This is a genomic window from Microbacterium soli (genome assembly GCF_039539005.1).
In the GTDB taxonomy this organism is placed as follows: domain Bacteria; phylum Actinomycetota; class Actinomycetes; order Actinomycetales; family Microbacteriaceae; genus Microbacterium; species Microbacterium soli.
Genome location: NZ_BAABCP010000001.1, coordinates 1,055,365 through 1,081,538 on the forward strand (window position 1 = coordinate 1,055,365; position 26,174 = coordinate 1,081,538).

General features: G+C 69.4%; 26 protein-coding genes. 11 read left to right on the top strand and 15 right to left on the bottom strand.

Going from position 1 to position 26,174, the window contains the following annotated elements:
• Nucleotides 1–51: 51 nt before the first annotated feature.
• Nucleotides 52–1,578 (bottom strand): MFS transporter, encoded by a 1,527-nt coding sequence (locus tag ABD770_RS04855; protein WP_344818387.1) that lies wholly within the window; start codon nt 1,576–1,578, stop codon nt 52–54.
• Complete coding sequence (locus ABD770_RS04860; protein ID WP_344818388.1) at nt 1,575–2,228, bottom strand: PadR family transcriptional regulator; 654 nt, start codon at nt 2,226–2,228, stop codon at nt 1,575–1,577. The genes ABD770_RS04855 and ABD770_RS04860 overlap by 4 nt, the downstream gene beginning before the upstream one ends.
• 190 nt (nt 2,229–2,418) lie before the next feature.
• On the opposite strand from ABD770_RS04860, the gene ABD770_RS04865 reads away from it, so the two are divergent.
• The 3 genes from ABD770_RS04865 to ABD770_RS04875 all read left to right on the top strand — a co-directional run bounded on the left by ABD770_RS04865 (nt 2,419) and on the right by ABD770_RS04875 (nt 4,985).
• Nucleotides 2,419–2,676, top strand: a complete 258-nt coding sequence (locus ABD770_RS04865) for a hypothetical protein (RefSeq protein WP_344818389.1) — start codon at nt 2,419–2,421, stop codon at nt 2,674–2,676.
• Nucleotides 2,677–2,706: 30 nt separating this feature from the next.
• Complete coding sequence (locus tag ABD770_RS04870) at nt 2,707–3,570, top strand: phosphoribosylaminoimidazolesuccinocarboxamide synthase (protein WP_344818390.1); 864 nt, start codon at nt 2,707–2,709, stop codon at nt 3,568–3,570.
• A gap of 71 nt (nt 3,571–3,641) precedes the next feature.
• Nucleotides 3,642–4,985: a uracil-xanthine permease family protein gene (locus ABD770_RS04875; protein ID WP_344818391.1), complete on the top strand. Its 1,344-nt coding sequence runs from the start codon at nt 3,642–3,644 to the stop codon at nt 4,983–4,985.
• Nucleotides 4,986–5,181: 196 nt separating this feature from the next.
• On the opposite strand, the gene ABD770_RS04880 is transcribed toward ABD770_RS04875, so the two are convergent.
• The 4 genes from ABD770_RS04880 to ABD770_RS04895 form a co-directional block, all read right to left on the bottom strand.
• Nucleotides 5,182–6,744, bottom strand: a complete 1,563-nt coding sequence (locus ABD770_RS04880; RefSeq protein ID WP_344818392.1) for a 5-oxoprolinase subunit B/C family protein — start codon at nt 6,742–6,744, stop codon at nt 5,182–5,184.
• Between the two features lie 24 nt (nt 6,745–6,768).
• Nucleotides 6,769–7,563: a LamB/YcsF family protein gene (locus ABD770_RS04885; RefSeq protein WP_344818393.1), complete on the bottom strand. Its 795-nt coding sequence runs from the start codon at nt 7,561–7,563 to the stop codon at nt 6,769–6,771.
• A gap of 223 nt (nt 7,564–7,786) precedes the next feature.
• Nucleotides 7,787–8,785 carry a LacI family DNA-binding transcriptional regulator gene (locus ABD770_RS04890; RefSeq protein ID WP_344818394.1) on the bottom strand — a complete coding sequence of 333 codons (999 nt, stop codon included), beginning with the start codon at nt 8,783–8,785 and terminating at the stop codon, nt 7,787–7,789.
• Nucleotides 8,786–8,812: 27 nt separating this feature from the next.
• Complete coding sequence (locus ABD770_RS04895) at nt 8,813–10,234, bottom strand: GH1 family beta-glucosidase (RefSeq protein WP_344818395.1); 1,422 nt, start codon at nt 10,232–10,234, stop codon at nt 8,813–8,815.
• Nucleotides 10,235–10,310: 76 nt separating this feature from the next.
• Between ABD770_RS04895 and ABD770_RS04900 the strand changes: the two genes are divergently transcribed.
• From ABD770_RS04900 to purQ, 3 genes are all read left to right on the top strand, one after another.
• Nucleotides 10,311–10,829, top strand: a complete 519-nt coding sequence (locus ABD770_RS04900) for an adenine phosphoribosyltransferase (RefSeq protein WP_344818396.1) — start codon at nt 10,311–10,313, stop codon at nt 10,827–10,829.
• A 75-nt stretch (nt 10,830–10,904) separates the two neighbouring features.
• Nucleotides 10,905–11,168 carry a phosphoribosylformylglycinamidine synthase subunit PurS gene (gene purS, locus ABD770_RS04905; RefSeq protein ID WP_344818397.1) on the top strand — a complete coding sequence of 88 codons (264 nt, stop codon included), beginning with the start codon at nt 10,905–10,907 and terminating at the stop codon, nt 11,166–11,168.
• Between the two features lie 2 nt (nt 11,169–11,170).
• A complete protein-coding gene (gene purQ / locus ABD770_RS04910) occupies nt 11,171–11,872 on the top strand; it encodes a phosphoribosylformylglycinamidine synthase subunit PurQ (RefSeq protein ID WP_344819865.1) in 702 nt (233 codons plus the stop codon).
• An 86-nt stretch (nt 11,873–11,958) separates the two neighbouring features.
• Here the strand turns inward: purQ and ABD770_RS04915 are convergent, their stop codons facing one another.
• On the bottom strand, nt 11,959–12,390 hold the full coding sequence (locus ABD770_RS04915; RefSeq protein WP_344818398.1) for a DUF1761 domain-containing protein: 432 nt from the start codon (nt 12,388–12,390) through the stop codon (nt 11,959–11,961).
• Nucleotides 12,391–12,495: 105 nt separating this feature from the next.
• Between ABD770_RS04915 and ABD770_RS04920 the strand changes: the two genes are divergently transcribed.
• Both ABD770_RS04920 and ABD770_RS04925 read left to right on the top strand, forming a co-directional pair.
• Nucleotides 12,496–13,431, top strand: coding sequence for a 2-hydroxyacid dehydrogenase (locus ABD770_RS04920; RefSeq protein WP_344818399.1), 936 nt, complete (start codon nt 12,496–12,498; stop codon nt 13,429–13,431).
• A 54-nt stretch (nt 13,432–13,485) separates the two neighbouring features.
• Nucleotides 13,486–15,147 (top strand): glycoside hydrolase family 13 protein, encoded by a 1,662-nt coding sequence (locus ABD770_RS04925; protein WP_344818401.1) that lies wholly within the window; start codon nt 13,486–13,488, stop codon nt 15,145–15,147.
• 207 nt (nt 15,148–15,354) lie between these two features.
• On the opposite strand, the gene ABD770_RS04930 is transcribed toward ABD770_RS04925, so the two are convergent.
• Both ABD770_RS04930 and ABD770_RS04935 read right to left on the bottom strand, forming a co-directional pair.
• Nucleotides 15,355–15,879, bottom strand: coding sequence for an RNA polymerase sigma factor (locus ABD770_RS04930; RefSeq protein ID WP_344818402.1), 525 nt, complete (start codon nt 15,877–15,879; stop codon nt 15,355–15,357).
• Nucleotides 15,876–16,418 carry a hypothetical protein gene (locus ABD770_RS04935; RefSeq protein WP_344818403.1) on the bottom strand — a complete coding sequence of 181 codons (543 nt, stop codon included), beginning with the start codon at nt 16,416–16,418 and terminating at the stop codon, nt 15,876–15,878. Before ABD770_RS04935 ends, ABD770_RS04930 begins: the two co-directional genes overlap by 4 nt.
• Before the next feature lie 375 nt (nt 16,419–16,793).
• Between ABD770_RS04935 and ABD770_RS04940 the strand changes: the two genes are divergently transcribed.
• A complete protein-coding gene (locus ABD770_RS04940) occupies nt 16,794–18,197 on the top strand; it encodes a S41 family peptidase (RefSeq protein ID WP_344818404.1) in 1,404 nt (467 codons plus the stop codon).
• 260 nt (nt 18,198–18,457) lie between these two features.
• On the opposite strand, the gene ABD770_RS04945 is transcribed toward ABD770_RS04940, so the two are convergent.
• Complete coding sequence (locus ABD770_RS04945; protein ID WP_344818405.1) at nt 18,458–19,240, bottom strand: hypothetical protein; 783 nt, start codon at nt 19,238–19,240, stop codon at nt 18,458–18,460.
• Between the two features lie 84 nt (nt 19,241–19,324).
• Between ABD770_RS04945 and ABD770_RS04950 the strand changes: the two genes are divergently transcribed.
• On the top strand, nt 19,325–19,654 hold the full coding sequence (locus ABD770_RS04950; protein ID WP_344818406.1) for a hypothetical protein: 330 nt from the start codon (nt 19,325–19,327) through the stop codon (nt 19,652–19,654).
• On the opposite strand, the gene ABD770_RS04955 is transcribed toward ABD770_RS04950, so the two are convergent.
• Both ABD770_RS04955 and ABD770_RS04960 read right to left on the bottom strand, forming a co-directional pair.
• Nucleotides 19,644–20,738: a VanZ family protein gene (locus ABD770_RS04955; protein WP_344818407.1), complete on the bottom strand. Its 1,095-nt coding sequence runs from the start codon at nt 20,736–20,738 to the stop codon at nt 19,644–19,646. The two genes, ABD770_RS04950 and ABD770_RS04955, sit on opposite strands and share 11 nt — an antisense overlap.
• 57 nt (nt 20,739–20,795) lie before the next feature.
• Complete coding sequence (locus tag ABD770_RS04960) at nt 20,796–21,464, bottom strand: GTP pyrophosphokinase (protein ID WP_344818408.1); 669 nt, start codon at nt 21,462–21,464, stop codon at nt 20,796–20,798.
• A gap of 158 nt (nt 21,465–21,622) precedes the next feature.
• Here ABD770_RS04960 and ABD770_RS04965 point away from each other — a divergent pair, with 158 nt between their 5' ends.
• Nucleotides 21,623–22,519, top strand: coding sequence for a siderophore-interacting protein (locus ABD770_RS04965; RefSeq protein ID WP_344818409.1), 897 nt, complete (start codon nt 21,623–21,625; stop codon nt 22,517–22,519).
• 26 nt (nt 22,520–22,545) lie between these two features.
• Here ABD770_RS04965 and ABD770_RS04970 read toward each other — a convergent pair whose 3' ends face one another.
• Genes ABD770_RS04970 through ABD770_RS04980 form a run of 3 tightly spaced genes read right to left on the bottom strand, consistent with a single transcriptional unit; the run spans nt 22,546 to nt 26,151 of the window.
• On the bottom strand, nt 22,546–23,796 hold the full coding sequence (locus ABD770_RS04970) for a CaiB/BaiF CoA transferase family protein (RefSeq protein WP_344818410.1): 1,251 nt from the start codon (nt 23,794–23,796) through the stop codon (nt 22,546–22,548).
• Complete coding sequence (locus ABD770_RS04975; RefSeq protein WP_344818411.1) at nt 23,793–24,647, bottom strand: enoyl-CoA hydratase/isomerase family protein; 855 nt, start codon at nt 24,645–24,647, stop codon at nt 23,793–23,795. The genes ABD770_RS04970 and ABD770_RS04975 overlap by 4 nt, the downstream gene beginning before the upstream one ends.
• 4 nt (nt 24,648–24,651) lie before the next feature.
• Nucleotides 24,652–26,151, bottom strand: coding sequence for an aldehyde dehydrogenase family protein (locus ABD770_RS04980; protein ID WP_344818412.1), 1,500 nt, complete (start codon nt 26,149–26,151; stop codon nt 24,652–24,654).
• Nucleotides 26,152–26,174 lie beyond the last annotated feature (23 nt).

Genomic DNA, 26,174 nt, shown 5'->3' on the forward strand with positions numbered 1-26,174 from the left:
CGATGCGGGAGCGGGACGTGGACGTGGCGGGCCCGGATGCCGAACGGCGGGTCAGCGCAGCTCGTCCGCGCTCCTGCCCTTGTAGCGGCCGATGAACACGGCGGCGATGAGGGCGATGGCCAGCACGCCCGCCGGCAGCAGCATGGCCTGCGCCATGCCCGCCGAGAAGCCCTCCGCCACGGCATCCGGCATCCGTCCGCCCGCGAGCCCGGCCGGTGCCCGGTCGAGCCCGGGCAGGTTCGCCTCCAGGCGCGCCTGCATGAACGCGGCGATCGCCGAGGAGCCGACGACGGAGCCGATCGTGCGCGTGGTGTTGTAGATGCCGGCGCCCGCCCCGGCCTGCCGCGGCGGCAGGTTGCGGGTGGCCTCCGTGGCCAGCGGCCCCCACATGCCGGCGTTGCCGACGCCCAGCAGCGCGGACGACAGCAGGAACATCCAGGTCGGGGTGTCCATGTTCATCAGGGTGGCGTTCCACAGCACGCCCCCGGCCACGCACGCCAGCCCCGGCACGAGGATGAAACGCGGGTCGACGCGGTCCAGCAGCGCCCCGGCGAACGACGCCAGCACCCCGGAGATGACCGCCATCGGGACCATCAGCAGCGCCGCCTCGGTCGGTGTCAGACCGCGCGCCAGCTGCAGGAAGAACATGAACGGCAGCGACATGCTCGTCACCGTGAAGCCCACAGCGGCGATGCCGAGGTTGGATGCCGAGAAGTTGCGGTCCCGGAACAGCCCGAGCGGCACGAGCGCTTCGCTCTTCGTCCGCCACTGCTGCAGCACGAAGACGATCAGCAGCACGATGCCCGCGGCGATCATCCCCCACACCGTGACGGGGCCGACGATGACCCCCCAGTCGTGCTTCTGACCCTCCTGGAGCCCGAACACGATGAGGAACAGCGAGAGCGCGCTGAGCACGACGCCGACATGGTCGAAGCGGTGCGCATGGGTCGGCAGCCGCGGCACGAGGATCCCTGCCAGGACGAAGCCGATGACCCCCACCGGAACATTGATGAAGAAGATCCACTCCCAGCCGAAGCCGTCGACCAGCAGTCCGCCCAGCAGCGGGCCGACCAGCGTCGCGACGCCGGCGGTGGCGCCCCACAACCCCATCGCGGCGCCGCGGCGCTCCGGCGGGAAGGTGCGGGTGATGACCGCCATGGTCTGCGGTGTCATGCACGCGGCGCCGAGTCCCTGCACGGCGCGGGCGATGATCAGACCCACCAGGGTGGTGGACAGACCGCACCACAGCGAGGCGCCGGTGAAGATCACCAGTCCGATGAGGTAGACGTTCTTGGGGCCGAACCTGTCGCCGAGTCGGCCGGTGATCAGCAGCGGCACCGCATAGGCCAGCAGGTAGGCGCTGGTGACCCACACGACGTTGTCGAGGTTGTTGGTGTCGGGGTCGAGCGCGGCCTTGATGGCGGGGTTGGCCACCGAGACGATCGTCGTGTCCACGAGGATCATGAAGAACCCGATCACCAGCGCCCACAGAGCGGGCCACGGGCTGCGCGGCCTGTGGCCGTGCGCATGCGTGTCGGTCGACGGCCCACTGGTCGCGGACGGCGTGGGTTCTGTCATCGGCGTGGCGCCTTTCGCTGTGCGGTGCTGCCCGCGGTATGGGTCTGTGAGGGTCGGAGAGGCACGGATGCCGGGGAAGTGGTGTCTCCGCCCCATGCGAAATCCGGGTCGGCCAGGCGCTCGATCACGCGTGCGGTCCAGTCCAGCTCGGCACGCAGCAGGGTGACATGCAGGTCGACTTCGATGAGGAACTGATCGGGGACGAGACGCGCGCGAGCCTCGGCCAGCCTGTCTTGAAGCTCATCGTGCTCGTGCTGCAGGGCCTGCCGCCGAGCGCCGAGCAGTTCGAGCACTTCAGCGCGAGGCAGGTTGTGAGCCTCAGCGAGCGCCACCCGGAATTCGGCGGTGCGATCGGCGGTGCCGAGCCCCGTGCGCACCCAGTCGGTGAGAACGCCGAGAGCCGACGACTGAAGCGTGTAGATCGTGCGTTCCGGACGGTTGCCGTCGCGGTCCACGCCCACCTCGGCGATGAGCCCGTCCCGCTCGAGCCGGGAGACGGTGTGATAGAACGTGCCGTTGCTGACCCGGACGATACGGTCGTCCTGGCGCTTGCGCATCAGCCGCATCATCTCGTACGGATGCATGTCTCCTTCGGCGAGCAGCGCGAGCACCATGGCGCCCAGGGGCGTCAGCTTCGCGGCATCCGACATCTATTCCACCTCGATTAGTCCATATGGACTAGCGCATCGGGGCGAGCATCACACCGCAAGAGCTCATGCTGTGGGGGCGGCCCTTCGCGACGTTCCCGAGACACGGGAGACTCACACCTCCGGCGGCTACGTGACGGTCGAGATCGCCTCACCGGACGACGCGGCCACGGTGTTCGAAACCATCCGGAGCATGCCGGAGTTCACAGAGCTGCGGCGCTTCTCACTGGAGGTTCCGTTCAGCTTCAGTGTCTCCGACGACCCCGCGGGGTTCGCCGAGGCGCTGGATGTCGGGCTGGCCGCAGCCGCGCTGCCGCCGGTGATTCGAGCCGAGGCGCGTCGGAAGGTTCCGGATCGGATCGTGCTCGAAGAACCGATCACGACGCGCACTGCCGCGGATCGCGCATTCACCGCCGCGCTCATCAGGGTGTGGAACGACACCGCAGAGTGACGGCCCCGTCGCGGATGCCATGATGGACCCGTGAGCTCACCTCTTCAGATCCCCGGCTGGCGGCACATCTACTCCGGCAAGGTCCGCGACCTGTACGCCTCGGAGGACCCGGGAGACACCAGGATCCTGGTCGTCGCGTCCGACCGGGTGAGCGCCTTCGACTTCGTGCTCTCCCCCGGCATCCCGCACAAGGGCGAGCTGCTCACCACTCTCAGCAGCTGGTGGTTCGACCGACTCGACGACGTGCCGAACCACATCGCCCCCGGGGAGCTCCCGGATGCCGTGGCCGGGCGCGCCATGCTGGCGATGGCCCTGGAGATGCTGCCCATCGAATGCGTGGTGCGCGGGTACATCACCGGCTCCGGGTGGTTGGAGTACGAGCACAGCGGCACGGTGTGCGGCATCCCGCTGCCCGCCGGGCTGCGCAACGGCGACCGCCTCCCCGAGCCGCTGTTCACCCCCGCGTACAAGGCGCCGATGGGCGAGCACGATGAGAACATCACGTTCGAGAAGGTGGTCGAGCTCGTCGGCGCGGAGCGCGCCGCCCAGCTGCGCGACACCTCGCTGGCCGTGTATGCGCGCGCGGCCGCCATCGCCGAGGAGAAGGGCCTGATCCTCGCCGACACGAAGTTCGAGTTCGGCACGGACGCCGATGGCATCCTGCGACTGGCCGACGAGGTGCTCACGAGCGACTCCTCGCGGTACTGGGATGCGGAGACCTGGCGGACCGGTGCGACGCCCGAGGAGCGGATGGCGAGCTTCGACAAGCAGATCGTGCGCGACTGGCTGGCCGCGCACTGGGACAGGCAGGGCGAACCGCCGGAGCTGCCGGCCGACATCGTCGAGCGGACCGCCGACCGCTACCGCGAGCTGATCGGGCGCCTGACCTCCTGAGCCGCGAGTGCGCACCCGATAGGGTTCTCTCGATCCAGGTTTCTGGCCACCCCACCTCTTGAGGAGCCCCCATGCCGCTGTGGAAGATCCACGGCGACGGTCGCACTGTCGCGCCCGACGCCGTCGTCCGCCCCGATGAACGCCTGAACTGGCCCGCGACCATCGCGATCGGCGTGCAGCACGTCGTCGCGATGTTCGGCGCCACCTTCCTGGTGCCGATCCTGACCGGTTTCCCCGTGCCCACCACCCTGCTGTTCAGCGGCGTCGGCACCCTCCTGTTCCTGCTGGTCACACGCAACAAGCTGCCCAGCTACCTGGGCTCGTCCTTCGCGTTCATCGCCCCGGTCACCGCAGCCACCGCCGCGAACGCCTCCGGTGCGAGTGACGGCATGGGTGCAGCGCTGGCGGGCATCGTCGCCGTCGGCGTGCTCCTGGCCATCGTCGGCGTGGTCGTGCACACCGCCGGAGTGAAGTGGGTCGACCGCTTCCTGCCACCCGTACTGGCGGGGACCATCGTGGCGCTGATCGGGTTCAACCTCGCCGGCGCCGCACACCAGAACTTCGCCGCCGCGCCGGTGACCGCGACGTTCACCCTCGCGATCACGATCCTATTCGCCGTCGTGTTCCGCGGGTTCCTCGGCCGCATCTCGATCTTCCTCGGCGTGATCGCCGGGTACATCTTCGCGGCCTTCCGGGGCGAGCTGGACTTCAGCAAGGTGGACGAGGCGGCCTGGGTCGGGCTGCCCACGTTCCACCTGCCCGACTTCGCCAGCTCCGGCACCTGGGCGACGATGGCCATGTTCCTCCCCGTCGTGCTGGTCCTCATCGCCGAGAACGTCGGGCACGTGCGGGGCGTCGCGACGATGGTCGAGGATCCGAAGATCAACGAGCACACCGGCAGGGCGCTCATCGCCGACGGCATCTCGACCACGCTGGCCGGGTTCTTCGGCGGCTCGGGAACGACCACCTACGGCGAGAACATCGGCGTGATGGCCTCCACCCGCGTCTACTCCACGGCCGCGTACTGGGTGGCCGGGATCACCGCGATCCTGCTGAGCATGTCACCGAAGTTCGGAGAGATCATCAACTCCGTCCCCGCCGGCGTGCTCGGCGGCATCACCACCGCCCTGTACGGCCTGATCGGCGTGATCGGGGTGAAGATCTGGGTGGACAACAAGGTCGACTTCTCGCGCCCGGTCAACCAGTACACCGCCGCGGTCGCACTCATCATGGCGGTGGGCGGGTACGCGATCGTCGGGGAGAACGGCTTCGAGCTCGGCGGCATCGTCATCGCGACCGTCGCGGCGATCGTCATCTACCACGGCGGCAACGCCATCGCACGGTTGCGCAGGACCGGCGCCGACGACCCGAAGCCGCTGGCCGGCGTGGGCGCCCCCGGCGGCGACCCCGCCTGACCCCGGCATCCGGCGCGGCGAGGCCGGCCCGCACCGCGCCTCGCCTGCCGCCCCGCCGAGCCCCCTCCCCGCGCGCATTCACCGAGAACAGGAGATTCGCCGAGAACAGGACCGCATCCGCGAGATCATCCTGTTCCGGCCGAATCTCCTGTTCTCGCGCACGGTCACACGGGTCGACCGACTGCAGGAGCGCGCGTCAGCGACCCGCATCCACCCGCCGGAAGCGGATGCGGGCGCCCGGCGGCAGCTGGCCGGCGAGGTCGAGGCAGCGGTCGGTGAGCGCCGCGATGATCGGGTAGCCGCCGGTGAGCGGGTGATCGGCGAGGAACAGCACGGGCTGCCCGTCGGCGGGCACCTGGAGCGCTCCGGTGACGGCGCCCTCACTGGGAAGCTCCCCGGCGACGGCCCGCGCGAGCGGCTCCTCGCCGTGCAGTCGGATGCCGACGCGGTCCGAGCGCGGCGTGACGGTCCAGTCCTGTCCGGTCAGAGCGGCGACGGCGGCCGGCGTGAACCAGTCGTCGCGCGGCCCCGCGGTGATCTCGAGCTCGACGAGATCACCGGATGCCGGGAGCGCGCGCGGCAGCGGATGCGGGTCGACGGCCTGCCGGGGTTCCGGGCCGATGCGGAGGACGTCTCCGGCCCGCAGCGGCGCGGGACCGAGGCCGGCGAGGGTGTCTGTGGCCGCGCTGCCCAATGCCCGCTCGGCGAGGATGCCGCCGCGCACGGCGATGACGCTGCGCAGACCGTGGGTCGGCTCTCCGATCACGAGCCCGTCGCCGCGGGAGACGGCGAACGGGGCGCCGTGCGGCGCGGAGCGGCCGATGCCGTCGGCATCCATCAGCGTCAGGTCACCGATCGCCCCCGCGACCGCCACCACCCCGTCCAGGCGGAACCGCAGCTCCGCACCGCCCACGCTCTCCAGCACGGCGGCTCCAGGGGGATTGCCGACGGCGCGGTTCGCGTCGCGCATCGCCGTGCGGTCGGCTGTGCCGGATGCCGAGACCCCGAGCGCCGCGTACCCTGGCCGCCCCGGATCCTGCACGAGCAGCTGCAGGGAGGGACGGATGACCTCCAGGCTTCGGCCTCCTGCCTCACCGGCCGGGTTCTCGCGCAGGTCCCCGCCCGCAGAGCGCTCGGCCGGACGGATCCGTCCGCGCTGCGCCGTCGTGAACCGGACCGACGTGCCCGGCGTCAGCAGCGCAGGCGGGTCGCGGTCGATGTCCCACATGACCGCCTCGGTGCGCCCGATCAACTGCCAGCCGCCGGGGCTGGAGCGCGGGTACACCCCGGTGAACCGTCCGGCGAGGGCCACGGCGCCGGCGGGCACCCGGGTGCGCGGCGTCGCCCGTCGTGCCACGTCGAAGAGCGGGTCGTCCCCGATGAGGTAGCCGAACCCGGGCGCGAAGCCGGAGAAGGCGACCCGCCATCCGGCACGCTGATGACGCCGCACGACCTCCTCGGTCGAGACGCCCAGCATCGCGGCGACCTCGTCGAGATCCTCGCCGTCGTACTGCACGGGGATGGTCACCTCGCCCGTCGCCGGCATCCGCGTCCCGGTCGGCGCGGTCTCCCGCAGCACGGCGGCCAGCCGCCGCGCGGAGATGCGGCTCGGGTCGAAGCGGACGAGCACCGTCCGCGCGCCGGGGATGCGCTCGACCACACCCGGCGTCCCCTCCCAGGCGAGGTTCAGCCGCATCGCCTCATCGAGGTCAGACGCCTCCACCAGCAGGGCGCGATCGGATGCCGTGAGAATGCGCATCACGAATATTCCCCGATCGGCATATCACACCGTCCCGCCGGACGGGCGGCCCGCGCCCCTCTGCGTGAACGGCGTGATCGCGATGCCGGCGGCCTGCAGCATCCGTCTGACCTCTCCCGCCATCGCCACCGAACCGGGCGTGTCCCCGTGCACGCAGATCGACTGCGCATCGATGCGCACCTCCGTGCCGTCGACGGCGCGGATCGCACCGGTCTCGACGAGGCGGACCATGCGCTCGGCGACGACGTGCGCGTCGTGCAGCACCGCGCCCGCCTGCGTGCGGGGGACGAGCCGCCCGTCGGGCAGATAGCCGCGGTCGGCGAAGGCCTCGGCGGCGACCTGCAGCCCCGCACGCCGAGCGACCTCGAGCGCCGTGCCGCCGGCGAGCCCCAGCAGCACGAGGCCCGGGTCGATCGCCCGGATCGCCGCCACGACATCCGCCGCCCTGCGCTCGTCGCGGGCGATGGCGTTGTACAGCGCACCGTGCGGCTTCACGTACGCGACGGCGCCGCCGACCGCCCGAGCCAGGCCCTCCAGCGCCCCCAGCTGATACTCGATGTGCGCCTGCAGGGTCGCGGAGTCGACGTCCACGTCGATGCGCCCGAAGTTCTCGTGATCGCGGTAGCCCGGATGCGCGCCGATCACGACCCCGCGCCGGACGGCCGCTGCCAGCGTGTCGCCGATGCCCTCGGGGCTGCCCGCGTGAAACCCGCACGACACATTCGCGCTCGTGACGACGGCGAGCATGGCCTCGTCGTCGCCCACGATGCGGTCGGGGGTGTTCTCGCCGAGGTCCGAGTTCAGGTCAATGGATGCCATCACGCGCTCCCTCCGCATCCGTCAGCGGTGTCTGCAGTTCACGATGCCATGTCTGCGGCTGGGCCGAGAACAGGAGATTCGCCGGGGACAGGACGATCTCGCACGGAATCGTCCTGTATCGGCCGAATCTCCTGTTCTCGCGCGACGGTGTGTGCGCCGGGCCGCGAGGAGAGAGGACACGAGAACCGCACGGCGCCCACGCGACGCCCGGCGCACTGCCGCGTCAGACGGCCGGTGCCGACCCGCGCACGACGAGCTCCGTCTCGAGCATCGTCAGCGCGGCGGGCCGCCGCCCCGCCAGCAGATCGATCGTCAGCTCCGCCAGCAGCTCGCCCTGCTGGAAGGTCGGCTGACGGACGCTGGTCAGGTCGGATGCCGCGGCCAGCGCCGAGTCGTCGAAGCCGACCACCGCGATGTCCTCCGGCACGCGCAGTCCCGCGGCGCGCACCACGCCCATCGCCCCGCGCGCCATGAGATCGCTCGCGACGAAGAGCGCATCCGGACGTTCCGATCGCTGGAGCAGCCGGCGTGCGGCGTCGGCACCGCCCTGCTCGCTGAAATCCCCGTCGATGATGCCGGCGGGCTCCAGCCCGGCATCCGCGAGGGCCGCCAGGAATCCATCCCTCCGGTCGGTGCTCACCACCATCGTCATGGTGCCGGTGATGGTGGCGATCCGCCTTCGGCCCAGCGCGATCAGATGCTCCGTGGCCATCCTAGCCGACCGCACATTGTCGACGTCCACGATGACATCGCTGTCCCGCGTGTGCGCCGGACGCCCGCCGAACACCACGGGCACGGCGTCGGCGATGCTGCCCACGAAGGCGTCGCTGGCGTGATGGGAGACGATGATCGCCGCATCCACGCCGCCGTTGCGCACGAAGCGCACCATCTTCCCACCCGGATCATCGCTCGCGATCAGCAGGTTGAGGATGTAATCCGAGTCGTCCAGCCGCTCGCTGATGCCGGCGACGACGGATGCCAGGAACGGATCGCCGAAGAAGCGCGAGGTGTCCTCCGGCACCACGAGCCCGATGGCGTGGGTCTGCCTGCTGGCCAGCGAGCGCGCGGCGCGGTTCGGGGAGTAGTTCAGCTCCGCGATCGCCCGCCGCACGGCCTCCAGCGCATTCGCGCTCACCGCGGGCGCGCCGTTCACGACCCGGGACACGGTCGACCGCGACACCCCGGCGAGGGCGGCGACCTCTTCGATCGTGGGACGGTGCACGACAGCTCGATTCACGTGACCTGTGGCTCAGATCGCCCGCGCGGCGATGATGCGAGCGTACTCGAGACCGCTGTCCTTGATGGTGCGCTGCTGCGTGTCGTAATCGACCCGGACGATGCCGAATCGCTTGGCGTAGCCCCAGGCCCACTCGTAGTTGTCCAGCAGCGACCAGTAGAAGTAGCCGCGCACGTCGATGCCCTGCTCGATGGCGTCCAGCGTCGCGGCGACGTGGTCGCGCAGGAACGCCGCGCGATCGGCATCCGCGACCCGGCCGTCCTCGCCCACCTCGTCGTCGTAGGCGACGCCGTTCTCGGTGACGTACAGCGGCACCTCGGGGGCGTACTCCTCGCCGATGCGGACCAGCAGACGGGTCAGCCCCTCGGGCTGGACCTCCCAGCCCATGCCCGTGCGCGGCAGCCCCCGCTCGACCCAGTGCACACCTTCGTGGGAGGGGAACGGCGAGGCCGTGCGTCGCTGCTGTCCCGCGGTCTCGTGCGGGTTGCCCTCGGCGTCGCCCTGCGGATGCCCGGACAGCATCTCGCCGTGGTAGTAGTTGATGCCCAGCGCGTCGAGCGGGGCGGAGATGGCCTCCAGGTCCTCCGGCCGCACGGCCTGCTGCCACGCCGAAACCGCGTCGGCGTCGACGTCGCGGATGTCGCGGACGATGTCGGCCGGGTAGGCGCCGCGGAAGATCGGGTCGAGGAACCAGCGGTTGAACTGACCGTCGACGCGGCGGGCGGCGTCGACGTCGAGCGGGTCGGCCTCATCCGCCGCGTCCGCCACGGTGAGGTTCAGAGTGATGCCGAGGTCGAGCTCGGGTGCGCGCTCGCGCAGCGCCTGGACGGCGCGACCGTGCGAGAGCAGCAGGTGGTGCGAGGCCAGCAGGCCGTCACGGATGCTCGTGCGGCCCGGTGCATGCACGCCGGCCGTGTAGGAGAGGAACGACGAGCACCACGGCTCGTTCATGGTGGTCCAGTGCTGCACGCGGTCGCCGAGGGCGTCGTGCACGCTCAGCGCATACTCGACGAAACGGTCGACGATGTCGCGGCTCGTCCAGCCGCCCTTCTCCTCGAGCGCCTGCGGCATGTCCCAGTGATGCAGCGTGAGCCACGGCACGATGTCCGCCGCCAGCAGCTCGTCGACCAGGCGCTTGTAGAAGTCGAGGCCCCGCGCGTTGACGGGACCGCCGTCGGGGCGCACCCGCGACCACGACGTGGAGAAGCGGTACGTCTGCAGGCCGAGCTCCTTCATGAGCGCGACGTCATCGGAGTAGCGGTGGTAATGGTCGCAGGCGACATCGCCGTTGTCGCCCGCGACGACGGCTCCGGGAACGCGCGCGAAGGCGTCCCAGATCGATGCGGTGCGGCCGTCTTCGAAGGCGGCGCCCTCGATCTGGTATGCGGCCGTGGCGGCGCCGAACAGGAACCCGTCGGGGAAGGATCGCGTCATGGTCCTCTATCATGCCATGACTGGCTGGGAGCGCTCCCATATAATTCGACCCCGTCTGTTCCGCTAGCCTGAGCGGGTGAGTCCCGAACTGGCGCGCGCCGAGTCCCTCATCCGCGGGATCCCGGACTACCCGAGTCCCGGCATCCTGTTCCGCGACATCACCCCGCTGCTGGCGGATGCCGAGGCGCTGCGCACCACCACCGCCGCCCTCGTCGAACCGTTCGACGGAGCCTTCGACGTGGTCGCCGGGGTGGAGGCGCGCGGGTTCATCCTCGCCGGGGCGGCCGCCCTCGCCGCGGGATGCGGCTTCGTCCCCATCCGCAAGGCCGGCAAGCTCCCGCGTCCGGCCGCGTCCATCGACTACGCACTGGAGTACGGCACCGCCACCGTCGAGATGCACGACGACCTGCCGACGGGCACCCGCGTCCTGCTGATCGACGACGTCCTCGCCACGGGCGGCACCCTGGCCGCCGGGCGCAGCATCATCGAGCGGCTCGGATACACGGTCGCGGGCATCAGTGTGCTGTTCGAGATCGACGGGCTCGGCGGGCGCGACGTCATCGGCGACCTGCACACGGTCTTCCACTCGAGCTGATCCTCCGCCCGGCACCCGCTCAGGTCGGCGGACGCGGAGCGATCGGACTCCGGGCGATCGCCTAGAATCACTGGTATGCCCACCATCGTCGTCGACGTCATGCCCAAGGCCGAACTGCTCGACCCGCAGGGGAAGGCCGTCTCCGGAGCCTTCGCCCGTCTGGGCATCCAGGACTTCAGCCAGGTCCGCATCGGCAAGCGCTTCGAGCTCACCGTCGACGGCGAGGTCACCGACGCCGTGCTCGCCGAGGCACGGCGCGTGGCCGAGGAGGTGCTCTCCAACTCCGTGATCGAGGACGTGGTGGGTGTCTCCGTCGACGGCGCCGAGGTGCGGGCATGAGCATCCGCATCGGGGTCATCACCTTCCCCGGATCGCTGGACGACCGCGACGCGCAGCGCGCGGTGCGCATCGCCGGCGCCGAGCCCGTCGCCCTCTGGCACGGCTCGCATGATCTCGAGGGTGTGGATGCCCTCGTGCTGCCCGGCGGCTTCAGCTACGGCGACTACCTGCGCTCGGGCGCGATCGCCGCGCTCTCGCCGATCATGTCCGAGGTGAAGGACGCCGCCGCGAAGGGCGTGCCCGTGCTGGGCATCTGCAACGGCTTCCAGATGCTCGTCGAGGCGCACCTGCTGCCGGGCGGGCTGATCCGCAACGACCACCAGCACTTCGTGCGCCGCGACCAGAGGCTCACGGTCGAGAACGCGTCGACCGCGTGGACGAACGCGTTCGAGAAGGGGCAGGAGATCATCATCCCGCTCAAGAACGGCGAGGGCGGTTACATCGCCGCGGACGACACGCTCGACCGGCTCGAAGGGGAGGGCCTGGTGGCGTTCCGCTACGCGGGCGTGAACCCCAACGGATCGCTGCGCGACATCGCCGGGCTCACCAACGAGCGCGGCAACGTCGTCGGGCTCATGCCGCACCCGGAGCACGCCACCGAGCCGGGCTTCGGCCCCGACACCGCACAGGCCATGCGCTCCGGGGTCGACGGGCTGGGGTTCTTCGCCTCCGCGATCGCCGCCGTCACCGCCGTCGCCGCGTAAGGGGCTCCGCCTCGGGCTCGTGCGCGTGCGCACGGCATCCCCCTGGCACCCGCTGAGACGCGACCCAGGGAACGCCGCAGAGTCGGTCAGACGCCGACCGGCGGCCAGACGCCGATGATCGCCGCCATCACCAGGATGGTCACGAGTTCGTGCGCGATGTTCAGCGTGGTCAACGCTGTCGGGCGCCCCTCGAAGGCGTCGTGCGTGATCAGTCGCGCGGCGGTGAACCCCGCCCACAGCATGACGGCGGTGACGACGGATGCCCAGAAGTAGGACCCTTCGTAGAAATGCCACGCGATCGACGAGGCGCCGGCGAGCACCCACGCCGTGATGAAGCTGACGATCACCGTGGTGATCATCGGCCACAGCGGCCCGCGCGAGGGCCTGTCCAGATCGACACCCGCCAGCCGCGCCCACCTGGCGCCGAGGACTGCGCGGGCGTACCAGATCGCACCCACGATCATGCTCGCGACGGTCGCGACCAGCACGGCCCAGTAGTTGATCTCAGGAATGGTCATGAGAGCCTCCTCGCTCTTGCGCTCAGGGTACCCGCGGCCGCCGGCGCGCGGCATCCGCACCTCTGCCACGCGGCATCCGCCGCTCCACCGGACTAGGGTCGAGGTGTGAGCCTCCTCGTGACCGTCCCCACCGACCGTCTCGCCGCCGATGTCGGCGCCCTGCCCGCGGAGGTCGACCTGCGCGTCTGGGACATGACGACGCCGGCGCCCGCTGAGCGCATCGATATCGTGGTGCCGCCGTACGTGGGGTCCACCGGATCACTCGACGTTCTCAGGGGCGTGAGTGTCGGACTCGTGCAGAGCCAGTCGATCGGCTACGACGGCGTCGCCGAGGTACTGCCCGACGGGATGCCGTTCGCGAACGCCGCGAGCGTGCACGAGGCGTCGACGGCCGAGCTCGCCATCGGGATGATGATCGCCGCGCAGCGCCATCTCCCACGATTCGTGCGCGCGCAGGACCGCGGCGAGTGGTCACCGGTGTTCGCCGAGAGCCTCGCCGACCGGCGCGTGCTGCTGGTCGGCTTCGGCGGGGTCGGCAAGGCCGTCGCCCGGCGCCTCGCCGGGTTCGAGGTCGAGATGACGGCGGTCGCCCGCACCGCCCGCACCGAGCAGGTGGACGGCATCGGCGAGATGGCCGTGCACGGGATCGACGAGCTCCCGGCGCTGCTGGCGGACGCCGAGATCGTCGTGCTGAGCCTGCCGGGCAACGAGGAGACCCGCCATCTCTTCGACGCCGAGCTGATCGCCCGCATGGCGCCGAAGGCGCTGCTGGTCAACGTGGGGCGCGGTCCGCTGATCGACACGGACGCCCTGCTCCTCGCCCTGCAGGAAGGACGCGTGCGCGCCGCGCTGGACGTGTTCGAGCAGGAGCCGCTGCCGGCGGGGCACCCGCTGTGGTCGGCCCCGAACCTGCTGATGACCCCGCACGGCGGAGGCGCCTCCACCGCCATGAACCCGCGGATGGCGAAGCTCGTACGCACCCAGATCGAACGGATGCTGGCGGGCGAACCCCCGGTGAACGTCGTCATCCCGGCATCCTGACCGCGACGTTCGAATCGATTCGATCTCGTCGGCGACAGCCTGTACTGTGGTCGCATGGCACAGCTCGAGCAGTCCGCGACCTCCGGTTCCGAATGGTGGCGCAGCGCCGTCATCTACCAGATCTACCCCCGTTCCTTCGCGGATGCCTCCGGGGACGGCATCGGCGACCTCCCCGGCATCACCAGCCGCCTCGACGACCTGAAGAGCCTCGGCATCGACGCGATCTGGCTGAGCCCGTTCATGACCAGCCCGCAGAAGGACGCCGGCTACGACGTGGCCGACTACCGCGACGTCGACCCGCTGTTCGGCACGCTGGCCGACTTCGACGCGATGCTCCAGGCGGCGCACGCCCGCGGCATCCGCGTCATCGTCGATCTCGTCCCCAACCACTCCTCCGACCAGCACGTCTGGTTCCAGCAGGCGCTGAAGGCCGCGCCCGGCAGCCCGGAGCGCGCCCGGTACATCTTCCGCGACGGCCGCGGCGAGAACGGCGAACTCCCCCCGAACAACTGGGAGAGCGTGTTCGGCGGCAGCATGTGGGAGCGCGTGACCGAAGCCGACGGCACGCCCGGCCAGTGGTACCTGCACATCTTCGACGTGTCCCAGCCCGACTTCGACTGGACCAATGAAGAGGTCCGTGAGGAGTTCCGCAGCATCCTGCGCTTCTGGCTCGACCGCGGCGTCGACGGGTTCCGCGTCGACGTGGCGCACGGCCTGATCAAGGCCGAGGGTCTGCCCGACTACACGCCCGACGCGAGCGCCGACTCGATGGGCGGCGGCGAGGAGGACGTGCCGTACTGGGGTCAGGACGGCGTGCACGACATCTACCGCGACTGGCACCGGGTGCTGGCCGAGTACGACGGCGACCGCGCGCTGTGCGGCGAGGCCTGGCTGCCGACGCTGCAGCGGACCGCCCTGTGGGTGCGCCCCGACGAGATGCACCAGACGTTCAACTTCCCCTACATGATGACGGCGTGGGATGCCGACGCGCTGCGCGATGTCATCCGCGAGTCGCTCGACGAGTTCGGTCGGGTCGGCGCGCCCAGCACATGGGTGCTCTCCAACCACGACGTCATCCGGCACGCCTCGCGGCTCGCACTCACCGCCGACAGCCCGCAGGGCGACGGCATCGGGCCGCGCTCGGCGGGCAAGCCCGACCCCGTCATCGGGCTGTCGCGCGGTCGGGCGGCGACGACCCTGATGCTCGCCCTGCCCGGCTCCGCATACCTGTACCAGGGCGAAGAGCTCGGCCTGCCCGAGGCCATGGAGATCCCGGACGAGTTCCGACAGGACCCGACCTGGTTCCGCTCGAACGGCGAGCGCTACGGACGCGACGGATGCCGGGTTCCGCTGCCCTGGACGGCATCCGGCACCGCCTTCGGCTTCAACGACACCGGGGCGTCCTGGCTGCCGCAGCCGGCGGAGTGGGCGCGCTTCGCCCGTGATGCCGAGGAGACGCAGCCCGATTCGACACTGAACCTGTACCGGGCCCTCCTCACCGAGCGCCGGGCTCGCAAGCTGGGGACGGGCACTCTGGTGTGGGAGGACACGGATGCCTCCGCCGTGGCGTTCCGTCGCGGCGACCTGCACGTGATCGCGAACCTCTCCGACGCGCCGATCGAGCTCGGCGAGGACGTGACGTTCGTCATCCGCTCCGAGCCCTTCACCGGCACGGCGCTCCCGGCGAACACCGCCGCCTGGTTCACCCGGGCCTGAGCCCGTCCTCGACTGAAAGACCCCCGCGACGCCGTCCCGTGTCGCGGGGGTCTTTCGGTGACCCTGGGAACGGCCCATCAACACTCAGGCATTGTCAGTACGTCACCGCGGCCCCGCCTGCAGTCGCACCCGCAGCCGGCCGCGGCGGCGGCGAGCGGAGGAGTGACACCCGCAAGCCGACGGCCCTCGCCGGCTACCCCGACGCCCTCACGAGTCTTGTGACGACGATCGTCGCGTGATCATGCCAGTTGAGAGCGATGCGCGCAGAATCTCTTTCGCCTTTTGATAGCGACCTCGCGCTGTCGAGGAAGGAATCTGGAGGATCTCGGCAGCCTCGGCGATCGAGAACCCATCCCAGTGCACGAGTCGGATCAGCTCGGCATGATCGCTGTCCAATCTGCCGATTGCATCACGGATCTCCACTCCGGCATCCGCCGCTGGAGCGGCGCGCGCGGTAAGCGTGTCACGAAGTCGCGCTGCGAGTTTCGCTCGTCGAATGATGCCGCGATCGGCATGCAGCAGTACATTTCGCGCGATACCGAACAGCCACATGCGGGCTTCTTCGGGCGTCTTCGGCAGGGCATCCACTCGCCTCCACGCGGTCGTCATCACCTCCGCGAGTGCATCCGCAGCGTCTTCGTAGTCGAGCCGGCGCAAGAAGTAGCCGAGCAGGTCATCGGAGGATGCCCGTAGGGCGCCTATCAGTCGATTGCGAGGAACAGGCAAGATCACTCGCAGTTCGCCTGTGCCGAGAATTGAGGCGTCGCATTGTCGATGCCATGCGCCTTGAGCGCGTCATCTATGTACGTGGCGACGGTCCAGTTGTACGCGTCTTGATATGCGTTATCGTCGGTGAGCACGTCCTTAGAATCGCCAGGAGTCGCGTTTTCGATGACATCGGCACTTTTGAACTCCACGCCGACGAGCGACTTTCGAATCAGGTCAGAGACTTCTGGGGGTGCTTGTTTCACGTTGCCGATGCGCATTTCACAGGAAACACCGCTGGGAAGCTCATAGTGAAGCGTTGCGAGCGCGTCGTCTTGCGCCCAGGGCGCCCAGATCCCGGTCACGGCGGCCGCAGCCGCTCCGCCACAGCCGAGGAACGCGACGACGATTGCTCCGATGGCGATCGGTTGAGCGTTGCGTCTGGGACTCTTCGGTGGTGCCGACTCATCAACCATGATCGCCACAGCGCGTCTCTCCTCGGCCATCAGGCCCCTCACAGGGCTACTGCCGTTCAAGAGATTATCGAAATCGTCGTCCGTGTACATCGCCTTCTCCAGTCATCGCGGGGGCTTATTCTGTACATTCCCGGATCGCACCAGAACGTCCGCAGTGCGTCAAAAGCCCCGGTCAGCCGTAGCGTGCTCGACGTCACAGGCGAGTCCGGCATCGTGAGGGGACGCAAGTCCAGAGCGGGGCAATGACCTACGAATGCGGCCCGTACTCACCGTCGTCACGGTCGCGGCCGGAGGAGATCGCTCTGGACGTGTGCCGGATACACGGCTGCCGGGCACGATCGTTTTCGGCAGGTGCACGAACCTCGCGTCTGCATGCGATGTCCTCCCGCGTCGACGCCGGACTGCGCATAACGGCGCGCTCCGCCCCAAAAGCTCTCGCCAACGTGCCTCCGACATCATCGAAGGATGACCCGTGCTCGATCTTCCGAAGTCCCAGCCGGTCGCGTCCCCGGAGCAGGTTCCGATTCGAGTGAGTTCGTCATCGATCTCGCGGGGCTTCCTCTTAGCCCTGATGTACAACGGCTGATCGCGAACGAGAAAGAAGAGTTTGAGGCGGTGCTTGGCCGGCGGGTCTTTAGGCCGGCGTCGGACACAGAAAGCGCGTGGGTGATCGAAGCCCCGACAGAGGCAGACACGGCACCTCAGCTGCAATGGCGCTCGACGACTCGGCTTGCTTCGATTGCGACGTCCGAATCGGACTTCCTAGCAACCATGAACGCCCTACACACTTTGCTCAGGACTCAGCGGGATGCTCACATCGTCGCGCCCGTGGCGTCCGTCGAAGAAGCGATCCATGTCATCTACGACGAGATCGCAAACACCTATCCGTACTTCGCGCTTCGAGGCCTAGACTGGGACCTCATCTCACGCAGGCATATGGGCTGCGAACCGTCACCGACCACCTTCCCTGACATGGCGGCAGCCTGGGTCGCTGAGCTTGGTGACGCGCATACGGGCATTAGGACGTCAGCTTCTGGCGGTTTCAACCCCGACTACCGCGGCAACCTTCGGACCGACGGCGTGCACTTGACCAATGTGCCCAGTCAGAGCGCTGCATGGGAGGCGGGCGTGCGCCCGGGATGGATCGTTGAGATCGAGGATGTCGAGCACCTTATGAGCACAGTCGGGGCGACGCCACAGCAATTGCCGGAGGTGCAAGCGAGGCGGGCGATGGCGATTCGCGGCACTCATCGCGTGTACCGCGCCCACGACCCATCTGGCACACGTGCGGCAGAATGGGACGAGACCGCCGCTCCCACGACGCTCGATGACTCAGTGAAGGTCGAGAGGGAGCAGGACGGCGGCCTCCGCATTCGCTTGCGCGCTTTTGCGTCCCGGTTGGATCTGCATTCGGTATTCGACGACGTGATCGCTTCCGCGGCCCCCTCTGCCCAGATCACCGTGGATCTCCGAGGGAACACAGGCGGTTCCATTCTGCTCGCGACTGACTTACGCGACCGCTTCCTCACAGAACGAACCAAGATTGGGTACGTCGCTTTCACCGACGGTCGGGGCGGCATCGCACCAAGAACGGAACGATGGGCAGAACTGAGCGACCGACGCCGCTGGGAAGGTAGAACCGAGATCTTCATCGATTCGATGACATACAGCGCGAGCGAGGACTTCGTCCTTGGGTTGCAAGGACTGGAACACGTTCGAGTCAGCGGTTCGGTGTCAGGGGACGGGTCCGGACGCCCACGCCGAGTGCCATTGCTTCCCGGAGTCGATCTGACAATCAGCACCGCGATCACATACGATCGCTGCGGCAGCCCCGTGGAATTCCGCGGCATCCACCCCGACACGATATGAACGGTCATCCGCACACCGTGACCACTGCCCCTGGCCAGGACGCTCCAGTCGCATCTCGCCAGTCGGGTCGCCAAGAACGCCGCCGAAAGCCCGCTCTGATCACCATATGCGGCAGCTCCGAGGCCACACTCCCTGCTGTGAAGCGCGACAGTAGATGTCGCACCTGTCGCTTTGCTCAATGTTCGAGTTTCCCCGCGAGCCTGTTGTGATCGAACCATCGCAGGTTGCGGGCGGATGTGTCCGCACCCTCGGTGGAGGCGCTACCGAGGGTCGCAGCGTTGGTCAAAGAGGGACCAGCCACGCTTCAGGAGGCGGTATGACCCGAGGAATGGTTCTGCAATGAGCTCTGGCGCGCCGCCGGCCTTGCCCTCGCCGATGCCTGTGCGTCGATCCGCGGGACCGAAGGCCGCTCTCTGGAAAAGTGACCAGCCGAGCACATGGGCATCCGCGCTCATCTCTCGCCACAGTCCACGAAGAGCCTCACGGGAGCTTCTATCCGGGAAGGTGGTGTCGACGGCGGTGCCGATCACGTCGGTGAGGTTAAGCGTTGCCGCGGTGGTCTTTCGTGCTGCCACCTGGGCGCGACGTTCGGCCAACCAGAGCTGTTGGTCGGCTAGTCGAGCGCGGTCATCGACCTCGAGATCTGTGGTCTCGAGGAAGTTGTAGTACTTGCCCATCTGGGCGTACATCTCTGCTGTCACTGTAAGGCCTCGCTCGCGGCGCGTGACCCGTTCGTCGGGTGCCAGTATCCAAACGGCTTGCGCTGCACCGACAAGTGCGCCGCGGAGCACTGTGAAGTGTGAGGACGGGTACAACTGCTTCGCTTTGACGGCATCGAGCGCGAGGCGAAGGTGCTCACCCGACGCGACGAGGGAGAGTCGTGCAACCGTACTGACAGGCATCCGCTCGAAGATCCCATCGTCTTCCGCGAGGTCACTACCTCGCTCCGGCTCTTCGATGCGTTGAGCTCGAATCCGCCACCGGTCGAGATCCTCCGCTGTATCGAGCATCTGCGTGATCGCCTCGCGCTGTGAGCTAGTCATCGCCATAGGAGAAATTTAACGTGACTCATGCGCCTGTCTCCCCTCCACCGAGCTGTACGTCCGGGCGATGGCCGCGAGCGCCTGGTGCCCTATCTGGCGGAGCAGGCCCGACGCGCGATCGCCACGAGCAGGCCGCTCATGCGTCCGCTGTACTTCGAGCATCCGCGCGACCCGCAGGTGTGGGAGCATCCGATCCAGTGGCTCCTCGGCGACGACCTGCTCGTCTCCCCCGTGCTGGAGCCGGAGGCGCGGGAGTGGCCGACGTACCTGCCTGACGGCGACTGGGTGGATGCGTGGACGGGCGAGGAGATCGCAGGCGGCACGGTCGTGACCCGTGCGACGCCGCGGCATCGCGTGCCGGTCTTCGTGCGCGCACAGGCGTGGCCCGCACTCGCCGCGGTCTTCACCGGGTGATCGGCCCGGCCCGCCCGGGGTCTTTCTCGCGGGAGGGCTCGCGCGCGTCGGTCAGGTGTTGACCGGAGAGGAGGCCGGGCAGGCCGCGCCCGTTCCTGGTGAACAGGAACATCACGCAGGCGAGGAAGATGCCGAAGCTCGACAGGGAGCCGAAGACTCCGCCGAGCATGCCCAGTGCGGACAGGCCCGCGACGCCGCCCGCCCAGCGCAGGAGGCGCGCGAGCGGAGCAGGCATCCGCGACCCGGCGTAGCGCAGCTCGACGGCGAGGTCGCCCACCGACCGTCCGGTGACGAGGATGACCAGCAGCCATGCGACGACGGCCGTGCCCGACCCGATCACCCCGGCGAGGATGCCCTCGTTCACGATGCTCCGAGCGTCCAGCACGTACATGAAGAACAGCTGCGCGCCGACCGACAGCGTCGAGGACACGAGGAAGAACCCGATGCCGTCGCACAGCATCGCCAGCGCCCGGCGCCCGCGGGTGACGGGGCGCGGCATCCCCGCATCCGCCGTCGCCCCCAGACCGCGGTGCGCGCGCGGCACCACGAGGCCGAACACCGATCCCAGCAGCGCCCCGGTCGTGTTGGTCATCAGATCGCCGACGTCGAAGAAGCGATAAGCGCAGGGGTAGACGCCCCACACGCCGGTGAGCTGCGTGGTCTCGATGAACAGCGACAGCCCGCCGCCGATGAGCAGCGCGGCGAGGAGGCCGCGGCCGCCGAGCACCCGCAGGAAGAACCCGAAGGGCACGAACAGCAGCACGTTGAACGCCAGCTGCAGGAACGCGGGATGCGTGAGCGGGTTCCCGGATGCGGTGAACGCCTTCTGCAGCTCCCGCACGACCTCCCCGGGGTCGGTGACCATGCCGACGCACCGGATGGCGCCGGGCTCGGGCAGCGGCAGCAGCGTGTACGTCCAGATCGCCCAGAAGGAGATCAGCGCCGCCGCCCATCCCAGCAGGCGAAGCAGACTCAGCCGGCCTCGGCGACGGTAGCTCATCGCGACGAACGGCACGAACAGCCCGATGCCCACGAGCACGCCGATACCGATCGCGATGACGCCCAGCAGCACCTGATCCCCCACGGCCGAGAAGTCTATGCCCCGTCCCTGAGGGACGGGACGCGGGGACCTGCCCCGGGCTCAGACCTCGAGAACGCGCTGGTTGGCCTCCAGCGCCTCGCGGTGCAGACGCTCCATGCGCTGGTCGAGCTCCTGCGCGGCATCCGAGGCGTCCGTCAGACTCTGGACGAGATGCGCGGGCACGCGGCCGTCGAACTTGTAGTGGATCTTGTGCTCGAGGCTCGCCCAGAAATCCATCGCGATCGTGCGGAACTGCACCTCGACGGGCACCGCGACCCGCCCGGTGGACAGGAACACCGGCACCTCGACGATGGCGTGCAGGCTGCGGTATCCGTTGGGCTTCGGGTCGGCGATGTAGTCCTTGACGATCCGCACGGTCACGTCGTCCTGCTGGGTGAACAGGCTGAACAGGCGGTAGACGTCGCTCACGAAGCTGCACGTGATGCGCACGCCTGCGATGTCGGTGATCCCCTCGCGCATGCTCTCGAAGTCCGTGCCGATGCCCCGACGCGCGACCTTCTCGGCGATGCTGTCCGGCGTCTTCAGCCGGCTCTTGACGTGCTCGATGGGGTTGTACGCGTGCATGTGGGTGAACTCGTCGCGCAGGATCGAGATCTTCGTCTCGACCTCGCGCATCCCGAACTCGTACTCGCGCAGGAACCGCTGGAACGCATCGCGCAGCTGCCTCGCCTCGGCGATCGCCGCATCATCGACAGGAAGCGTGGTCATACCTCGACGTTACGCTCCTGTGACCTGAATGGGCTGAAAGTTCCGGGACCGCGGACGGGCGTCGAGCGCGCGGACAGGGTGTCGCGCCGTGCCCCACTCGGATGATCATCCAGACGGAACCCGAGAAATATTAGGAGAGCCTAACCTATGCTGGAGTCGTGAGCCACCACCCGTACAGCACCTTCCGCACGACCGTCGCGCGCATCAGCCGCCTGTCACCGAGCTTCACGCGCATCACGCTGGAGGGGGACGACCTGCAGCACTTCGGCACCGACGGACTGGATCAGCGCATCAAGCTGATCATCCCGCTGGCGGATGGGACGGTCACCGATGTGGGGCAGCTGGACGCGAGCCTGAGCATGGGCGAGTGGTACCGGCGCTGGCGCGAGCTCCCCGACGAGCTGCGCAACCCCATCCGCACGTACACGATCCGCTCACCGCGACCGGTCGACCGTGAGATCGACGTGGACTTCGCGCTGCACGGCACGGACGGCCCCGCATCCGCCTGGGCCACCGGCGCGGAGGTCGGCGACCCGCTGCTGGTGGTGGGCCCCGACGCGCGTGCGGAGGAGCCCGCGGGCGGCATCGAGTGGAAGCCGGGTGCGGCGACCTCCGTCCTCATCGCCGGAGACGAGACGGCGGCCCCGGCGATCTGCTCGATCGTGGAGTCGCTGCCCGAGCACACCACCGGCGAGGTCTGCGTCGAGGTGCCCACCGAGGCGGATGCTCTGCCGCTGACCGCCCCGGACGGCGTGCGCGTCACCTGGCTGGCCCGCGGAGGCGCGGCGCACGGCGTGCGGCTCAGCGCGGCCGTGCACGAATGGGGGCGGCAGCGCTCCGCTGCCGCCGGGGTCGCCGAACTCGCGGAGCCCGACCCCGACGAGGTGCTCTGGGAGGTGCCGGACGCCGTGACGGGCGGCGAGTACGCCTGGCTCGCCGGCGAGGCCGGGACCATCACGGCGCTGCGCCGGCACCTGGTGCGCGATCTCGGCATCGACCGCCGCTCCATCGCGTTCATGGGGTACTGGCGACAGGGCCGCGCCGAGGGCAGCTGACGCCGGGCGCGCGCGTGCGCTGAGGCTCAGCGCTTGGCGGAATACGACGACTCCGGCGCCGACTTCTCCCGGTCGAACCCGACCACGGCGCGATCCGGGCCGACGGATCCGCTCTCGCGCATGCGCGCGATGTCGGCATCCGTGTAGCCGAGCTCGCGCAGCACCTCATCGGTGTGCTGTCCGACCGTCGGCGGCACCCTCCGCAGCGGCGGAGTGCGGCCGTCGTACTTGACCGGGTGGTTCACCACGCGCACGGTCCCCGCCGACGGATGCTCGAAGGAGAGCACCGTCTCGTTGGCCACGAGCTGCGGCTCCTCCAGCAGCTCCGGATACTCGTTGACGGGCGCGTTCCACACCCCGATCTCGTCCAGCCGTTCCCGCCAGTGCGCGATCGTGTTCGTGCGCATGTGCGCGCCGATGATCTCATTGACCTCCTCGCGCCTGTCGAACTGGTCGTCGCGTGAGAACTCCGCCAGCCGCGGGTCGTCGAACGCCCTCGCCAGGGTCCGCCCGTCGGCCAGCGACAGCGTGAGCCAGCCGTCGCTGGTCTCGAACACGCCGTACGGCGCCTGGTGGAATCGAGAGGAGATGCCGGAGGCGCTGCGCGGCCACAGCTCGCCCCCGTTGAGATGGCAGTTGAGCGGCTCGAGCTGGAGGTCCATCGCCGCGGAGAGCAGGTTGCTGTCGACCTTGGCGCCCTCCCCGGTGCGGCTGCGACGCACGAGCGCCGCGCAGATGCCCATCGCGCCCAGCACGGCGGAGTGCTCGTCGACGATGGCCGAGCCGACGAGGACGGGAGGATCGCCCGCGCGTCCGCTCAGCGAGGCCAGCCCGCTGAAGGACTGCATGAGCAGGTCCTGCCCCGGGCGGGAGGACAGTGGACCGGTGGGGCCGAAACCCGTCAGCGAGCAGTACACGATGCCGGGATTGCGCGCCTTGACGGCCTCGTACCCGAATCCGCGCCGCTCCAGCACGCCGGGACGGAAGTTCTCCACGACGACGTCCGCCGCCTTCAGCATCCGCCACAGCGCCTCCTCGCCGTCAGGATCGCGGAGGTTGATCTCCGCGCTGCGCTGATTGCGCCCCGCCAGCAGGAAGAAGACGCTCTCCTCGCCGAGGAAGGTGCGCGCACCGGACCAGAAGCGCTCGTACGAGCCTCCGATCGGTTCGACGCGCACGACGTCCGCCCCGAGATCGCCGAGCATCTGCGAGCAGGACGGTCCCTGCAGGTAGTGGGTGAAGCTCACGACCTTGATGCCGTCGAGCATGCCGTTCATGACAGTCCCTCCTCCTTCGCCGGGCGAGCCTCGATCTCGCGCGGTGCCGTGAATCGCGGCGGTCGCTTCTGCGCGAACGCCGCCAGGCCCTCCTCGATGTCCGGACCGGTGAAGACCCGGGCGCTGTCGGCCAGTGACGCGTCCACGGCCTGCGCGGTGGTCTGGGTGAGAGAGTCGCGCGCACCGGACTTGATCAGCCGCAGCGCGAGCGCGGGTCCGGATGCCAGTGCCGCGCCGCGCTCGAGGGCCCGCTGCAGAGCCGCACCGGGCGCGGTCACCTCCGTGACCAGGCCGATCCGCAGGGCCTCATCGGCCGAGATCCTCCGGCCGCTGTACAGCAGATCGAGGGCGCGCCCGAGTCCCACCACGCGCGGGAGCCGGAACACCCCGCCCGAGCCGGGGAACACGCCCAGTCCCACCTCGGGGAAGCCGATGACGGCGCCCGCATCGGCCACGCGAAGGTCGCAGGCGAGCGCGAGCTCGGCGCCGCCGCCCAGGCACACCCCGCCGATCGCCGCGATCGTCGGGATGGGCAGCCCCTCGATCGCGGTCATCGCCTCGTTCTCACGGCGCAGCTTGCGCTCGACGACCTCGGCGCGCACGTCCGCGAACTCCGTGACATCGGCTCCCGCGCAGAACGCCCGATCCCCGGCGCCGGTGATCACCAGCACGCGCACACGCGGATCCTCCGCGACCCGAGCGGTCGCCTCCAGCAGCTGACGCGTGGCCTCCCTGGTGATGAGGTTCAGCGGCGGTCCGTTCAGGGTCAGCACGCCGACGCCGTCGTCGCGCACGTCCAGCTCGATCACGGTCGCCCCGCTCGTCCGCGGCGCTCGCTCCCGGCCCGTCACGCCGTCACGCTCCCGCACGTATCGCGAAGGTGCCGGCGCGCTTGCCGGTGCGGATGTTGACGGACTTCAGCTCCGTGAACTCCTCGAACCCCGCCTGGCCCATCTCTCGGCCGACGCCGCTGGCCTTGTACCCGCCGAAGGGCATCTGGGGCGGGGCGTCGATCGTGGTGTTCGCATAGACCGTGCCACTCTGCAGGCGCTTGGCGACCTGCAGCACCGTGTCAACGCTCTTGGACCACACGCTGTTGGCCAGCCCGTACTGCACGCCGTTGGCGAGTCGCACGGCCTCGTCCTGATCATGGAACCGCGTGACGGTGAGCACCGGGCCGAAGATCTCGTCCTGGAACGCCGCCGACCCGGCGGCGACCCGGTCGATCACGGTCGGCGCGACGAACTGTCCGCGCCCCAGTTCGCCCTCGGTGAGTCTCGTCCCGCCGAAGATCACGGCCGCGCCGTCGCCCGATGCGCCGTCGATGTACGAGGTGACCTTCTCCCGATGCCCGGCGTGGATGAGCGCGCCGACGTCCGTGCGAGGATCCATCGGCTGTCCGACCCGCAGCAGCGCGGTCTGCCTGGCCACCTCGGCGACGAAGTCATCGGCGACGGCATCCTCGACCAGCAGCCGGGGCTGCGAGACGCAGCACTCGCCGTTGTTGAAGTTCACGCCGAACACGACGCCCGCCGCCGCATCCTCCAGATCCGCATCCGCGAACACGACGTTGGCCGCATTGCCGCCGAGCTCCAGCGACAGCTTCTTGAGGTTTCCCGCCGACGCGGCGAGGACCCGTCGACCGGTGGCCGTGGAGCCGGTGAACGACACGAGATCGATGCCGTCGGCCTCGGCGATGGCCTGTCCCGCTCTGCCGTCGCCGACCACCATGCCGATCACTCCCCGGGGGAAGCCGGCCTCCTCCGTCAGGCGCATGATGTGCTGCGCACTGGAGCTGGTCAGCTCGGAGGGCTTGACGATCGCCGTGCACCCGGCGGCGAGCGCGAACGGAAGCTTCTGGCTGAGGATGAGGGCGGGGAAGTTCCAGGGCACGATGAGGCCGACCACCCCGATCGGCTCGCGCAGCACGAGCCCGGTGAAGTCCGGCCCGTTGTTCGTGTACGTCGAGCCGCTCATGGTCAGCGCCAGTGACGCCGCGTACCGCCACAGCCCGACGGCACCGGCGATGTCGCCCTCGGCGAGTCGGATGGGCTTGCCGACCTCCTCCGCGTCGAGCGCGGCGAGCGTCGCCGCATCGCGTTCGATGAGGTCGGCGACGCGTCCGATGAGAACGGAGCGCTCCATCCCGGTCATGCGCGGCCAGGGCCCGTCGTCGAAGGCCGCCCGTGCGGCGGCCACCGCACGGGACACTTCGACGGGGCCGCCGGCCTGCACGACCGAGACGACTTCGTCCGTGGCCGGGGCCGACCGGTCGATCGGCGCGCTCTCGGCGCTGTCCTCGAACGCACCGGCGATGAAGTGCTGCACGGAGCGTGCGGACATTGCAGTGGTCATGATCGTCCTTCTTCCCGATGAAC

Bases quoted from the DNA above. Each gene is read 5' to 3' on its own strand.
- ABD770_RS04855 (WP_344818387.1), bottom strand. From the start codon at position 1,578: ATGACAGAACCCACGCCGTCCGCGACCAGTGGGCCGTCGACCGACACG.
- ABD770_RS04860 (WP_344818388.1), bottom strand. From the start codon at position 2,228: ATGTCGGATGCCGCGAAGCTGACGCCCCTGGGCGCCATGGTGCTCGCG.
- ABD770_RS04865 (WP_344818389.1), top strand. From the start codon at position 2,419: ATGCCGGAGTTCACAGAGCTGCGGCGCTTCTCACTGGAGGTTCCGTTC.
- ABD770_RS04875 (WP_344818391.1), top strand. From the start codon at position 3,642: ATGCCGCTGTGGAAGATCCACGGCGACGGTCGCACTGTCGCGCCCGAC.
- ABD770_RS04880 (WP_344818392.1), bottom strand. From the start codon at position 6,744: ATGCGCATTCTCACGGCATCCGATCGCGCCCTGCTGGTGGAGGCGTCT.
- ABD770_RS04885 (WP_344818393.1), bottom strand. From the start codon at position 7,563: ATGGCATCCATTGACCTGAACTCGGACCTCGGCGAGAACACCCCCGAC.
- ABD770_RS04895 (WP_344818395.1), bottom strand. From the start codon at position 10,234: ATGACGCGATCCTTCCCCGACGGGTTCCTGTTCGGCGCCGCCACGGCC.
- purS (WP_344818397.1), top strand. From the start codon at position 10,905: ATGCCCACCATCGTCGTCGACGTCATGCCCAAGGCCGAACTGCTCGAC.
- ABD770_RS04915 (WP_344818398.1), bottom strand. From the start codon at position 12,390: ATGACCATTCCTGAGATCAACTACTGGGCCGTGCTGGTCGCGACCGTC.
- ABD770_RS04925 (WP_344818401.1), top strand. From the start codon at position 13,486: ATGGCACAGCTCGAGCAGTCCGCGACCTCCGGTTCCGAATGGTGGCGC.
- ABD770_RS04935 (WP_344818403.1), bottom strand. From the start codon at position 16,418: ATGTACACGGACGACGATTTCGATAATCTCTTGAACGGCAGTAGCCCT.
- ABD770_RS04940 (WP_344818404.1), top strand. From the start codon at position 16,794: ATGACCCGTGCTCGATCTTCCGAAGTCCCAGCCGGTCGCGTCCCCGGA.
- ABD770_RS04945 (WP_344818405.1), bottom strand. From the start codon at position 19,240: ATGACTAGCTCACAGCGCGAGGCGATCACGCAGATGCTCGATACAGCG.
- ABD770_RS04960 (WP_344818408.1), bottom strand. From the start codon at position 21,464: ATGACCACGCTTCCTGTCGATGATGCGGCGATCGCCGAGGCGAGGCAG.
- ABD770_RS04970 (WP_344818410.1), bottom strand. From the start codon at position 23,796: ATGAACGGCATGCTCGACGGCATCAAGGTCGTGAGCTTCACCCACTAC.
- ABD770_RS04980 (WP_344818412.1), bottom strand. From the start codon at position 26,151: ATGACCACTGCAATGTCCGCACGCTCCGTGCAGCACTTCATCGCCGGT.